Here is a 12,898-nt window from a genome sequence, read left to right as displayed (position 1 = left end):
CATGCATCTCGCAAGGGTAACTGGCTCGGTAGTCTCGACACAAAAATCCGCTTCTCTGGTGGGCAAAAAATTGCTGCTGGTCCGGCGGGTTACGGCAGACGGCGAACTTCCCGCCAATCCATTACAAGGTGATGAAGTGGCCGTTGATTCCGTTGGTGCAGGTGTCGGCGAACTGGTTCTGCTCAGCAGTGGCTCCAGTGCGAGGCATGTTTTTTCCGGCCCGAACGAAGCCATTGATTTGGCGGTGGTGGGCATTGTCGACACCCTGTCCCGCTAAGGAGGAATAATGGCTATTTATACCCGCACTGGCGACGCTGGCACAACAGCCCTGTTTAGCGGCCAGCGCGTCAGCAAAACCCATCCGCGCGTCGAGGCGTACGGCACACTGGATGAACTCAATTCCCAGTTGAGCCTCTGCGCATGCGCCGTGCAAGCACCCACCAGCAAGCCCTTTCTGGAAGCGGTGCAGCTGCAGATTTTCTGGTTTAGCGCCGAACTGGCGAGCGAAAGCGAAACACCCTCGCCAAAACAGCGCTATGTCAGCGCCGAAGATATTGCAATGCTGGAACAGGCCATAGACAACGCGATGTCCCAGGTCGACAACGTCCACAGCTTTGTGTTGCCTGGCCGCTGCGAAGCAGCAGCCCGTTTGCATGTTGCCCGGACACTGGCTCGCAAAGCCGAGCGTCGCCTGGTGGAGTTAAGTGAACAGGTAAACATCCGTCAGGTGCTGATGCGCTATATCAACCGCCTTTCCGACTGCTTGTACGCGCTGGCCCGCCTTGAAGACCATCTGGCGCACCAGGAAAAAGTCATTCACGAAGTCGCGACGCGTTATCGCGCTGCGGCGCAAGCCAAACCGGCGAAGGACACCCCCTTGTCACTTTCATTTCATGACCTTCATCAGCTGGCAAAAACCGCAATGGCACGCGCAGGCGAGCTTAACGTGCCGGTGGTGATAAGCGTCGTGGACGCCCATGGTATCGGCATGCTGACCTGGCGCATGCCCGACGCGCTGCTGGTCAGTAGCGAACTTGCGCCGAAAAAAGCCTGGACGGCGGTCGCGATGAAATCGGCGACACACGAACTATCAGACGCAGTGCAACCAGGACGCGCGCTGTATGGGCTAGAGGCGCACATGGAAGGCAAAGTTGTCACATTTGGCGGCGGTTTCCCCATCTGGCGTGACGGCAACATCATTGGTGGTCTTGGCATCAGCGGTGGTTCCGTTGAGCAAGACATGGACATTGCTCAGACCGCACTTGCGGCGATTAACACGGGAAAAAAATAATGAATACGACCGAAATTGAAACCCTTATTCGCACCATCCTGAGCGAACAACTAACACCTGTGCCAGAGAAAAAAGAGAGCGGCACACAGGGAGTTTTCACCACGCCAGAGGAGGCTATCAACGCAGCGCACCAGGCCTTCCTGCGCTACCAACAGTGCCCCTTAAAAACCCGCAGCGCCATTATTTCTGGCATTCGCGATGAGCTGGCTCCCTGTCTGGCCGAACTGGCAGAGGAGAGCGCCACAGAAACCGGTATGGGCAACAAAGAAGACAAGTTTCTCAAAAACAAAGCCGCGCTGGAAAACACCCCGGGTATTGAAGATCTTACCACCAGCGCACTGACCGGTGACGGCGGCATGGTGTTATTCGAATATTCGCCGTTTGGCGTCATTGGCTCCGTTGCCCCCAGCACGAACCCGACCGAAACCATCATCAATAACAGCATAAGTATGCTGGCAGCAGGCAATACCATTTATTTCAGCCCACATCCGGGGGCGAAAAAAGTTTCACTCAAGCTGATCCGCATGATCGAAGATATCGCGTTTCGTCATACGGGTATTCGCAATCTGGTCGTCACCGTTGCCGAGCCCACTTTCGAAGCCACCCAGCAGATGATGGCGCATCCAAAAATCGCCCTGCTGGCCATCACCGGTGGTCCCGGCATTGTGTTGATGGGCCTTAAGAGCGGTAAGAAAGTGATCGGCGCCGGTGCCGGAAACCCACCGTGTATTGTTGACGAAACCGCCGATCTGGTGAAAGCCGCAGAAGACATCATCAATGGCGCATCCTTCGATTACAACCTGCCCTGTATCGCGGAAAAGAGCCTGATTGTGGTCGACTGTGTTGCAGACCGCCTGATGCAACAGATGCAGGCATTTGGCGCATTGCGCATTACCGGTGCGGATATCGATAAACTGCGCGCCGTCTGTATCCAGGATGGGGTGGCCAACAAAAAACTGGTGGGTAAAAGCCCTGCGCAGATTCTGCAGGCCGCAGGTCTGAGCGTACCGCCGAAAGCCCCACGTCTGCTGATCGCCGAAGTACAAGGCAACGACCCGCTGGTTACCGCTGAGCAATTAATGCCTGTACTGCCTGTCGTTCGGGTTAACGACTTCGATGCTGCCCTCGCCCTTGCCCTCGTTGTTGAGGAAGGCTTGCACCATACGGCGGTAATGCACTCACAAAATGTCTCCCGCTTAAATCTGGCCGCGCGCAGTTTGCAGACCTCCATTTTTGTGAAAAACGGACCGTCCTATGCGGGGATTGGCGTCGGCGGTGAAGGCTTTACCACGTTCACCATCGCCACACCAACCGGCGAAGGCACGACATCGGCAAAAACCTTTGCGCGTTCGCGCCGTTGCGTACTGACCAACGGCTTCTCCATTCGCTAACCGAGGTCGTTATGAAGAGATTTTCGCTGCAAACGCGACTCTACAGCGGAGCAGGAAGCCTTGAGGTGCTTAAGCGCTTTCGCAATAAGCACATATGGATTGTTTGCGACGGTTTTCTTGCCAGCTCGCCGCTTATTGAGATGCTGCGCCAGGCCATTCCGGCAGATAACCGCATCAGTGTCTTTAGCGACATCACTCCGGATCCGACCATCGTCACGGTTGTGGAAGGCATTACGCAAATGCATGCACTCCAGCCGCAGGTGGTGATCGGTTTTGGCGGCGGCTCCGCGCTGGATGCGGCAAAAGCGATCGTCTGGTTCAGCAAACAGCAGGGCGTCAATATTGAAACCTGTGTCGCTATTCCGACCACCAGCGGCACTGGCTCAGAGGTGACCAGCGCATGCGTGATAAGCGACCCGGATAAAGGCATCAAATACCCCTTATTCGATAATGCGCTCTATCCCGATATCGCCATTCTCGACCCGACGCTGGTTGTCAGCGTCCCCCCCGCTATCACGGCGAATACCGGTATGGATGTGCTGACCCATGCCCTTGAAGCCTATGTATCACCCCGGGCCAGTGATTTTACCGATGCGATGGCGGAGAAAGCAGCACAGCTTGTCTTTCAGTATCTGCCGACGGCGGTGCGTAAAGGCGATTGTCTGGCGACGCGTGGAAAAATGCACAATGCCGCCACTCTTGCCGGGATGGCATTCAGTCAGGCGGGCTTAGGCATTAATCACGCCATCGCCCATCAACTTGGTGGGCAGTTTCACCTGCCACATGGGTTGGCTAACGCCCTACTGCTGGGTGCGGTCATCCGCTTTAATGCAGGCGATAAACGCGCAGCAAAGCGTTATGCCCGGCTGGCAAAAGCCTGCCATTTTTGCCCGACTGGCGCGAATGACCTGGTTGCGATTAATTCACTGATTCGCCAGATAGAGCAGCTTCGGCAACAGTGTGAGATGCCAATGCTTACAGCCACGCTGAAAGCAGACAAAGGCAAATTCCGTGAGCGGATCCCCGCCATGGTTCAGGCTGCACTGGCTGATGTCACGCTCAAAACCACACCTCGCCCTGCTGATGGCGATGACATTCGACATCTTCTGGAGGAATTGCTGTGAGCGAAGCGGCCCTTCTCCCGCCCCCCTGGGGCGAACTGACCCCGGCAACGGCTGAGACCGTTCGCCAGCGCGTTCGCGAAGCTGGCGTCGTTGGCGCTGGCGGCGCTGGTTTTCCAACCCATGTAAAACTACAGGCGCAGGTCGAGATTTTTCTGGTTAATGCCGCCGAATGCGAACCGATGCTGAAAGTAGACCAGCAATTGATGGCCCAACAGGCGGCACGACTGATACGCGGCATACTTTATGGCATGACGGCAACGGGCGCTACAGAGGGTATTATTGCGCTCAAAGAAAAATACCGCGCCGCCATTGCCGCACTTACCCCTCTGCTACCGGCGCAGATTCGGCTGCATATTCTGCCTGACGTTTATCCCGCCGGAGATGAGGTCATCACTATCTGGATGGCAACAGGGCGCCGTGTCGCACCAGCCGCGCTGCCGGTTAGTGTTGGAGTTGTCGTCAATAATGTGCAGACCGTCCTCAATATCGCACGTGCCGTGGAACAGCAATATCCCGTGACCCGCAGAACCCTGACGGTAAACGGCGCGGTACGTCATCCCATGACCGTAACGGTTCCGCTGGGTATATCGTTACGCGAAGTGCTGGAAATGGCGGGTGGCGCCACGCCAGATGACCCTGGTTTTATTAACGGTGGCCCGATGATGGGTGGGCTTTTGCCATCGCTGGATTCACCGGTGACGAAAACCACGGGTGGTCTGCTGGTTCTACCGAAATCGCACTCGCTGATTCAACGCCGTTTGCAGGACGACCGTACCGTGCTGTCTATCGCCCGTACCGTCTGCGAACAGTGCAAGTTATGTACCGATCTCTGTCCAAGGCATTTGATCGGCCACGAACTCTCGCCTCACCTGCTGGTGCGGGCCGTCAATTATCAAAATGTCGCTACACCACAAACGCTGCTAAGCGCCTTGACCTGTTCTGAATGCAATGTCTGCGAGAGCGTTGCCTGCCCGGTGGGCATCTCGCCGATGCGGGTCAACCGTCTGCTGAAAGCTGAGTTACGCGCCAGCGGTGCTCGCTATAACGGGCCGCTGCGCGAAGCTGATGAGATGGCACGCTATCGCCTGATCCCCGTCAAGCGTCTGGTGACCAAACTTGGCCTGGGCGACTGGTACCATGATGCGCCGCTGGAAGCGTTCGATATTACCCCTTCACAGGTCGTCTTGCCGCTGCACCAGCATATTGGTGCGCCAGCGATTCCCTGCGTAACAGAGGGTGAAACCGTCATCCGGGGGCAACGCATAGCCGACGTTCCCGAAGGTGCGCTGGGTGTTCCCCTTCATGCCAGCATCGACGGCATTATTGCGTCGGTCACAGATACAGCCATTACGGTTGCACGAGGATAACCATGTCACAGGCTATTGGAATACTTGAATTAACCAGCATCGCCAAAGGCATGGAATTGGGTGATGCCATGCTGAAAAGCGCCAATGTGACGCTTCTGGTCAGCAAAACGCTCTGCCCCGGTAAATTTCTGATCATGGTGGGAGGCGATGTGGGCGCAGTCCAACAGGCTATTGCCACCGGTGACAGCCAGGCCGGAGAGATGCTGGTCGACAGCCTGGTTCTCCCCAATATCCATGCCAGCGTCCTGCCTGCCATTAGCGGGCTTAATACCGTAGAACAACGCCAGGCCGTGGGTATCGTTGAAACCTGGAGCGTGGCCGCGTGCGTGAGCGCGGCTGATCGAGCGGTGAAAGCGTCGAATGTCACCCTGGTACGCGTCCATATGGCATTCGGCATCGGCGGCAAATGCTATATGGTCGTGTCCGGCGATATCTCGGATGTGGAAAATGCCGTCGCCGTTGCCAGTGAAAGCGCTGGCGAAAAAGGGTTACTTGTGTACCGCTCGGTGATCCCACGTCCCCATGAAGCCATGTGGCGACAGATTGTGGAGGGGTAATGGAGACACAACGCAGTACTGAACGCATGATTCAGGAATATGTGCCCGGTAAGCAGGTCACCCTCGCCCATTTAATTGCCAACCCAGGCAAAGATCTCTACAAAAAGCTGGGGTTAAGCGAGACGGCTTCTGCCATTGGCATCCTGACGATTACCCCCAGCGAAGCCTCGATTATTGCCTGCGATATTGCGACCAAATCCGGGGCGGTAGAGATTGGGTTTATCGATCGTTTCACGGGCGCCGTGGTCCTCACGGGCGATGTCTCTTCGGTGGAATATGCACTACGCCAGGTGACGCGTTCGCTCGGTGAAATGCTGCATTTTACGACCTGTCAGGTCACAAGGACCTGACATGATGAAACGAATGATGTTAATTGGTCCAAGCCAGTGCGGTAAGACCTCGCTGACACAGCGCTTGCGCGGTGAGGCAATGCGCTATCAAAAAACGCAGGCGATCGTCTGGTCGCCAGAAACCATCGATACACCAGGAGAATATCTCGAAAATCGATGCCTCTACAGCGCCTTGCTCACCAGTGCCTGTGAAGCCGATGTGGTGGCGCTGGTATTGAATGCCGACGCCGAATGGTGCCCTTTTTCACCCGGATTTACCTTGCCGATGAACCGCCAGACCATTGGCATCATCACCAAAGCCGACCTCGTAGCAGAACAACAGATTACGCAAATTGGCGAATGGTTACGGCAGTCCGGCGCAGAACACCTTTTTATCACCAGCGCGCACACCGGTCAGGGTATCGCTGAGGTCATCGCTTTTCTTCAACCCCAGGAGCACGCATGTCCCGTACAATAATGGCGATCAACGCCGGTAGTTCATCGCTTAAATTTCAGCTTCTCCTCATGCCTGCTGGCACGCTTCTCTGTCAGGGTCTGATCGAACGTATCGGACGTTCCGATGCCATTTTTACCCTCAGGCAGGGGGAACAAAAATGGCAGGAAACGCGCGCCATTGCCGACCACAAAGAGGCCGCGGCATTACTGCTGGAAAAATTGCTTTCCCATCATATTATCCCCTCATTATCGGCAATAGACGGCGTGGGGCATCGCGTCGCACACGGTGGGGAAACATTCAAAGACTCCGCGTTGATTACCAATGACGCACTGGCAGAAATCGAACGCCTTGCGGAACTGGCACCGTTACACAACCCGGTTAACGCGGCAGGTATTCGCATTTTTCGCAAAGCGCTGCCACATGCCCCGGCGGTTGCCGTGTTTGACACTGCATTTCATCAGACGCTGGAACAAAGTGCGTTCATCTACCCTCTGCCGTGGCGCTATTACGCGGAACTCGGAATTCGCCGCTATGGGTTCCATGGCACCAGCCATAAATTTGTCAGCCAGCAATTAGCCGAAAAACTGGGCGTCCCCTTAAGCGCATTGCGGGTTATCTCCTGCCATTTAGGCAATGGCAGTAGTCTGTGCGCGATCAAAGGTGGTCGCTCTGTTAATACCTCTATGGGATTCACACCACAGTCAGGGGTAATGATGGGTACCCGAAGCGGGGATATCGACCCCTCGATTTTGCCCTGGGTAGCATTAAAAGAAGACAGGTCGCCGCAACAACTTAACGCCCTGCTCAATAACGAATCAGGTCTGCTCGGAATTTCTGGGGTATCGAACGATTTTCGCGATGTCGAGCAAGCATCTATTGCAGGCAATGCGCGCGCAACACTAGCGCTCACCCTGTTTGCTGAACGTATCCGCGCCACTATCGGCAGCTATGTAATGCAGCTCGGTGGTCTGGATGTCCTGCTGTTTACCGGCGGCATTGGCGAAAATTCCGCTCGAGCCAGAGAGGCCATCTGCCACAACCTGCATTTCCTGGGGCTGGACGTTGATGCCGAGAAAAACGGCCGCAACGCCACGTTTATCCAGACTGACCATTCGGTAGTGAAAGTTGCCGTGATCAATACCAATGAAGAACTGATGATTGCCCGTGATGTAATGCGCATCGGGTTACCGGAATATGCGGAGGCAGAAGCATGACAGGTAAAGTCTGGCTGGTGGGCGCAGGCCCGGGCGACCCGGGTCTGATGACCGTAAAAGGATTAAACTGCCTGCGTGAAGCTCAGGCCGTTGTTTTCGACAGGCTGGTTAACCCTATCCTGTTACAGGAAGCCCCGGCAGGTTGTGAATTGCACGATGTGGGCAAAGAGGCGAACCGCCACCCTATCCCGCAACCGCAAATCAATCAGATCCTCATCGATTGTGCACGCAGAGGGCTCAGAGTTGTGCGCTTAAAAGGCGGTGACCCGTTTGTTTTTGGTCGCGGGAGCGAAGAGGCGCAAGCGTTACGGGAGTGTGGTATCGAATGCGAAGTCGTGCCAGGCATCACCTCTGCCATTGGCGGGCTTGCAGCAGCGGGCATCCCGGTAACGCACCGGGACTTTGCCTCCAGTTTTCATGTCGTGACCGGGCATTTACAGGATGGTAAAGAACCGCAGGACTGGGGAAAACTGGCGGTTCTGCCGGGGACGCTGGTGATCCTGATGGGGATGTCGCAGATACAGACAATCTGTGCCGCTTTGATATGTGCAGGTAAACCAGCCGATACGCCTGCGGCTGTGGTGATGCGTGCCAGCACACCGGAACAGAAAGTTCTCTGTGCCCCGCTCTCTGCGCTCGCTCAAGAGAGCGAGGACGCCGGATTTCACGCCCCCGCGCTCATTGTGATTGGCAGTGTGGTGTCATTACGTGAAATTCTGGCGTTCAGCGGATCGGCGTGACACTATCCCGACGTTACGAACCACAATGAGAGGTTGAACTTGGCGCTGGCACAGTGTCCCGCATCCTGCGGCGAAATCATTCAGGGATGGATCCTGGGCAGTGAAAAGCTGGTTTCCTGCCCGGTCGACTGGTACAGCGAGGTTGAAATTACAACCGGTACGCCTTTGCCTGCTGAACGCCCCCTGGTACGGGCGATGGTAAAACAGGTGCTGGCACACTGGCAGCTACCAGCGTCATTAAGCAATGAAATCCGCATTGACTGCCGCTCGACCATTCCCGTTGCCAAAGGGATGGCGAGCAGTACTGCGGATATTGCAGCCACGGCAGTTGCCGCATCTCGTCATCTTGGGTTTACGCTTGATGACGTGACCCTCTCCCGGCTTTGCGTGGCGCTGGAACCCACCGACAGTACCGTTTTTCGTGCGTTGACCTTATTTGATCACAACACTGCACAAACGCGCATCTCCTGCGAACATGTTCCCGCGCTCGACGTTTTATTACTGGAAAGCCCGCTAACGCTTCGTACAGAAGATTATCATCGCCTGCCGCGTCGTGCTGCGCTGATGACCAGTGCTGACACTCTCGATAGCGCCTGGCGCAAAGTAGAGCGCGCCTGCCTGACAAACGATCCTGCACTACTGGGCGAAGCGGCGACGCAAAGCGCCATGGCAAGCCAGACGCTGTTGCCAAAACCCGGTTTTACTTCGCTGATGGGCATTGTTGAGCAGTGCGATTTGTACGGGCTGAATGTCGCCCATAGCGGTAGCGTTGTGGGACTATTTCTGGACAGAGAACGTCATGATCTGGCAAAAGTGCGCGCGTTACTCAGTAAGCCTGCATTGCGAGAGCACTGGCCGCAACAACATCTGTTGCGCATGGTGGAAGGCGGGGTAAGAGAACGGTGAGAGAGAACCTCTCACCGTCAGAGGATTACTCTGCTTTCGGCTCAACGGGTTTCTGTTCACCCATTGTTTTCAGTTTCTTGGAGATCTCACGGCGTTCTTTAGAGATCTCGGCGTTTTTGATGATGTAATCATCCACGCGGTCTTCGTAATCGCTTTTCATGCTGGCGATGATGCCCTGGATAGCTTCAACGCTCATACCCGGCTTGATATAGTCGCTCAGGTTGTCCAGCAGCAGTACACGTTTCTGGTTATCACGGATCTTTTTCTCAACATCCTGGATTTCGCGCTGCAGTTTATTCTTACGACGGAACAGACGAACAAACTCCAGAACGTCCTGGAATGAAGGCTTACTTGTTTCCATTTTGATACCCCTGCTAATGTGAGATTCGGATTCGTTAAAGCAACCGCCTAAGACCTTACTTTTAGCCGTTGCTGATGACAATGATTTTATCCTTTTCTCTATCATAACCCCAAATCGGGCTGAATCGAAACAGCCGGACTGCTTTTCCGAATTGTGTGAGGCTTATTTGCGCAGCGCCCGACACATTAAATGGGACATCAGCTCCAGTTGCCGCGCCAGTTCCATGCTCAGCCATACATAGCCGTGAATCGAATTCTCTGCCAGGGCATCGCCCTGATGTTCGCGTAGCAGGTCACGTAATTCGGCGACAATCTCTGTCAGCTTTTCAGTATTGGCCAGAATCGGCTGCGGATTTCCTTCATAGAGCGCGTGGGCGATGGTTAGCAGCGTCTGCTGCGTCATTTGCTGCGTTTCACGCAATGTACTGGCATTGAGCATAACGAAGTGGCTCGAACGGGAAGCCCAGTGCGCATTCATTTGTAGCTCCAGCACACACACCATATTGCGACTTACGGTCTGGATAGCTTCAAAAATGGCTTTCTGAATATGCGTCTCTTTACTGGCAGGAGTAATCAGGCCACGCATCTTCACCACGTCATTGAGAATTTTTTGCAGATGCTTGTCCAGACGCGGACGTTCAACAAGGTTACGCGAAAAACCAGCCTGATAGACCCGGTTAAAGGCCGTAACGTAGTTCGCCATTTGAATGCGCCAGTGCAGGAAGGCTCGCTGCGGCCAGATACCGGTGAACAGCATTGCCAGCAAAGAGCCCAGAATGACATCGCCGCTTCGCCACAACGCCGTATTCATATCCCCGGCCGGCGCGCCAACCACAACTGACAGCGTGATACCGATAAGTAATGCCTGATAGGGTTTTTTACCCAGCGCCAGCCAGCCACAGAGGAACATGGCCCCCGCACACCAGATGACCATCAGCGGAAGAGAGATCAGCTCAAGCTTAAGAGCAACAAGGCCCAGCGCGGAGCCGCAGATTGTGCCGCCAATACGCTCAAAGGCCCGGGGAACCACATTTCCCCAGAACGAAATCGGCCCCATGATCACCACCAGAGTGATGAGTGGCCAGGTGCCCTCGGGGACATTGAGCAGACGAACCAACAAAAAGGTCAGAATGAATGCCAGCGCAATACGTACGCCGTGCACCACGCGATAATGTCGGTAAAGGCGGATCTCAAAAGGACTGAGTGATTTGTCGGGACGCACACCCGCTCTCCAGTCAAAAAACAACGAAGGCGCAATTGTAGCGATCTTTCTGCGGCAAAGGTCACTGTTTAGAACAAAAAAAGGTTCACTGGTTAAAATCTAAACAAGCCACTTACCAGCGAACCTCATCAAAAGATTGTGCGATCAGAGAACTTTCGGTTCTACGGGAATATACATATCGATTTCCCAGTAGCCATCCTCCTGTGCTGAATTCAGATAGACCTCAAAGCAGGGACGTAAAGCAATCTGGTACTGCTCGTCAGCCATCAATTCATCAAAAAAAGCATTCCACGCCTGTTCGAACTCTTCGTTATATACGCGAGCACGCGCCACTGCGTTCAGGCCCGCCGGTATCTCCGTACGCATCACCCCTTCACTGTTTTCGGGAATGACGAAATCAGTCGGAACCGAAACAACCACATCAGCACGCAGCTTTTCAGGAGGCACTTCATCAGGATTGTCATAGTAAACCGTGATCCATTCCTGTGTCTGGACCTGTTTACCATGAACCCACATTGCTAATTGCTCGAAGCCTTTTTTAACGGTGACATCCCAGGGGCCGACCAGATGAAACCCGGCGATAGTGCGTTTATCAACCTGCTTTACGGTGTATGCCATGTTACCCTCCTCATTACTGTTCATTTGTACAGTATAGTAGAATCATGGAAACCCGGAACCTTTGAAAGATGAATTATGTGAGCGGACTCGCGTCACGGCCAGTCCGCATCAACATCAGGCCTTGTGATGCAGATAGTCGCTCAAACGCGAGAACCAGCCGCCTTTACCGACACTGTCCAGCGTCACCAGTGGCAAGTGCGCGACCACTTTGTCACGGTCATAAAGCTGGATTTCACCTACACGCTGATGTGCGGCAAGCGGCGCTTCCAGGCTTTTATTGTCCATGACGTAACGTGCCTTAATATTGGGCAGTTCCGCTTTCGGTAGCGCCAGCCAGAAGTCCTGATCGGTACCGACCGTCATCTGCTCTTTGTCACCGTACCAAATACGCTCACTGCCGACTTTTTTGCCCTTTTGCAAAATCTGCACGGTATCGAAGTTTTGCTGGCCCCAGTGCAGCAGCTTACGCGCCTGATCTTCACGTCCTTTCGGGCTTTCTGCCCCCATCACTACGGCAATCAGGCGGCGCTGCCCATCAACGCTTGATGCTATCAGGTTAAAACCGGCACCCGAGGTATGCCCGGTTTTCAGACCATCGACATTCAACGATGAATCCCACAGCAACCCATTACGGTTCTGCTGGGTGATACCGTTCCAGGTCAGGCTTTTCTCACTGTACATATGATAAAAATCCGGCTCGCCGCTGATAATGGCACGGGAAAGCACCGCCAGATCATAGGCCGAACTATGCTGGCCGGGCGCGTCCAGGCCATGTACGGTTTCAAAATGGGTATCACGCAAATTTAGCTTTTGCACATAATCGTTCATCATGCTGACAAACTGCGGCTGGCTTCCCGCCACATAATCGGCCAGCGCTACACAGGCATCGTTGCCCGAATCGACAATCAGCCCGCGGCTCAGGTCACGCACCGTTACGCGATCCCCGGCTTTCAGAAACATTAATGAAGAACCGTCAAAGACAGGATTACCCCGCGCCCAGGCATCTTTGCCGACCGTCACCACATCGCTGGCGCTGATACGGTGGCTATCGATAGCACGATCCACAACATAGCCAGTCATCAGCTTGGTCAGGCTGGCCGGATTACGCTGCTGATGTTCATTGCCTGCAGTGAGGATCTGCCCGGTGGTGTAATCCATTAAGACCCATGAGCCTGCCTGAATTTGCGGCGGCTGGGGAGAAATCGGCATATCATCTGCCAACGCGCAATGGATCGTCGCGGACAAAAGAGAGAAGGCAAAAAACAAACGGCATTTCAAAGAAATATCCTCATTTACGTCAAATTAGCCGTTCTTTTTACGCA

Annotated in this window: 15 protein-coding genes; 11 read left to right on the top strand and 4 right to left on the bottom strand. The window is 54.6% G+C overall.

Annotated features, from left to right (window positions below; genetic code table 11):
- Position 1: 1 nt before the first annotated feature.
- Genes L2097_RS02730 through L2097_RS02680 form a run of 11 tightly spaced genes read left to right on the top strand, consistent with a single transcriptional unit; the run spans position 2 to position 9,376 of the window.
- On the top strand, positions 2-277 hold the full coding sequence (locus L2097_RS02730) for a EutN/CcmL family microcompartment protein (RefSeq protein ID WP_041851915.1): 276 nt from the start codon (positions 2-4) through the stop codon (positions 275-277).
- 9 nt (positions 278-286) lie between these two features.
- A complete protein-coding gene (gene pduO / locus L2097_RS02725) occupies positions 287-1,291 on the top strand; it encodes a two-domain cob(I)yrinic acid a,c-diamide adenosyltransferase PduO (protein WP_250352074.1) in 1,005 nt (334 codons plus the stop codon).
- Complete coding sequence (gene pduP / locus L2097_RS02720; protein WP_250352073.1) at positions 1,291-2,682, top strand: CoA-acylating propionaldehyde dehydrogenase PduP; 1,392 nt, start codon at positions 1,291-1,293, stop codon at positions 2,680-2,682. The genes pduO and pduP overlap by 1 nt, the downstream gene beginning before the upstream one ends.
- Positions 2,683-2,693: 11 nt before the next feature.
- Positions 2,694-3,806 carry a 1-propanol dehydrogenase PduQ gene (locus L2097_RS02715; protein WP_250352072.1) on the top strand — a complete coding sequence of 371 codons (1,113 nt, stop codon included), beginning with the start codon at positions 2,694-2,696 and terminating at the stop codon, positions 3,804-3,806.
- Positions 3,807-3,841: 35 nt separating this feature from the next.
- Entirely contained in the window at positions 3,842-5,173 is a 1,332-nt protein-coding gene (locus L2097_RS02710; RefSeq protein ID WP_250353117.1) for a 4Fe-4S dicluster domain-containing protein, read from the top strand.
- A 2-nt stretch (positions 5,174-5,175) separates the two neighbouring features.
- The gene (pduT, locus tag L2097_RS02705) at positions 5,176-5,730 is read left to right on the top strand and encodes a propanediol utilization microcompartment protein PduT (RefSeq protein WP_047369647.1); all 555 of its coding nucleotides are present in this window, start codon (positions 5,176-5,178) and stop codon (positions 5,728-5,730) included.
- Positions 5,730-6,080 (top strand): propanediol utilization microcompartment protein PduU, encoded by a 351-nt coding sequence (gene pduU, locus L2097_RS02700; RefSeq protein ID WP_041851920.1) that lies wholly within the window; start codon positions 5,730-5,732, stop codon positions 6,078-6,080. Before pduT ends, pduU begins: the two co-directional genes overlap by 1 nt.
- A 4-nt stretch (positions 6,081-6,084) precedes the next feature.
- Entirely contained in the window at positions 6,085-6,537 is a 453-nt protein-coding gene (locus L2097_RS02695; protein ID WP_047373220.1) for a EutP/PduV family microcompartment system protein, read from the top strand.
- Positions 6,522-7,730 carry an acetate/propionate family kinase gene (locus L2097_RS02690; protein ID WP_165158326.1) on the top strand — a complete coding sequence of 403 codons (1,209 nt, stop codon included), beginning with the start codon at positions 6,522-6,524 and terminating at the stop codon, positions 7,728-7,730. The genes L2097_RS02695 and L2097_RS02690 overlap by 16 nt, the downstream gene beginning before the upstream one ends.
- A complete protein-coding gene (gene cobA / locus L2097_RS02685) occupies positions 7,727-8,470 on the top strand; it encodes a uroporphyrinogen-III C-methyltransferase (RefSeq protein ID WP_047369645.1) in 744 nt (247 codons plus the stop codon). The genes L2097_RS02690 and cobA overlap by 4 nt, the downstream gene beginning before the upstream one ends.
- 39 nt (positions 8,471-8,509) lie before the next feature.
- Positions 8,510-9,376: a GHMP family kinase ATP-binding protein gene (locus L2097_RS02680; RefSeq protein ID WP_047369644.1), complete on the top strand. Its 867-nt coding sequence runs from the start codon at positions 8,510-8,512 to the stop codon at positions 9,374-9,376.
- 25 nt (positions 9,377-9,401) lie between these two features.
- On the opposite strand, the gene L2097_RS02675 is transcribed toward L2097_RS02680, so the two are convergent.
- The 4 genes from L2097_RS02675 to dacD all read right to left on the bottom strand — a co-directional run bounded on the left by L2097_RS02675 (position 9,402) and on the right by dacD (position 12,854).
- Positions 9,402-9,737, bottom strand: a complete 336-nt coding sequence (locus tag L2097_RS02675; protein ID WP_047369643.1) for a DUF496 family protein — start codon at positions 9,735-9,737, stop codon at positions 9,402-9,404.
- A gap of 162 nt (positions 9,738-9,899) precedes the next feature.
- Positions 9,900-10,958, bottom strand: a complete 1,059-nt coding sequence (locus L2097_RS02670) for an FUSC family protein (RefSeq protein ID WP_047369642.1) — start codon at positions 10,956-10,958, stop codon at positions 9,900-9,902.
- A 144-nt stretch (positions 10,959-11,102) separates the two neighbouring features.
- Entirely contained in the window at positions 11,103-11,576 is a 474-nt protein-coding gene (gene sbmC / locus L2097_RS02665) for a DNA gyrase inhibitor SbmC (RefSeq protein WP_085006461.1), read from the bottom strand.
- Between the two features lie 114 nt (positions 11,577-11,690).
- Positions 11,691-12,854, bottom strand: a complete 1,164-nt coding sequence (dacD, locus tag L2097_RS02660; protein WP_047369640.1) for a serine-type D-Ala-D-Ala carboxypeptidase DacD — start codon at positions 12,852-12,854, stop codon at positions 11,691-11,693.
- Positions 12,855-12,898 lie beyond the last annotated feature (44 nt).

Origin of the sequence: Citrobacter sp. MNAZ 1397 (assembly GCF_023613995.1) — a bacterium.
Taxonomy (GTDB): Bacteria; Pseudomonadota; Gammaproteobacteria; order Enterobacterales; family Enterobacteriaceae; genus Phytobacter; species Phytobacter ursingii.
This window is presented reverse-complemented; position numbering and strand designations above follow the sequence as displayed.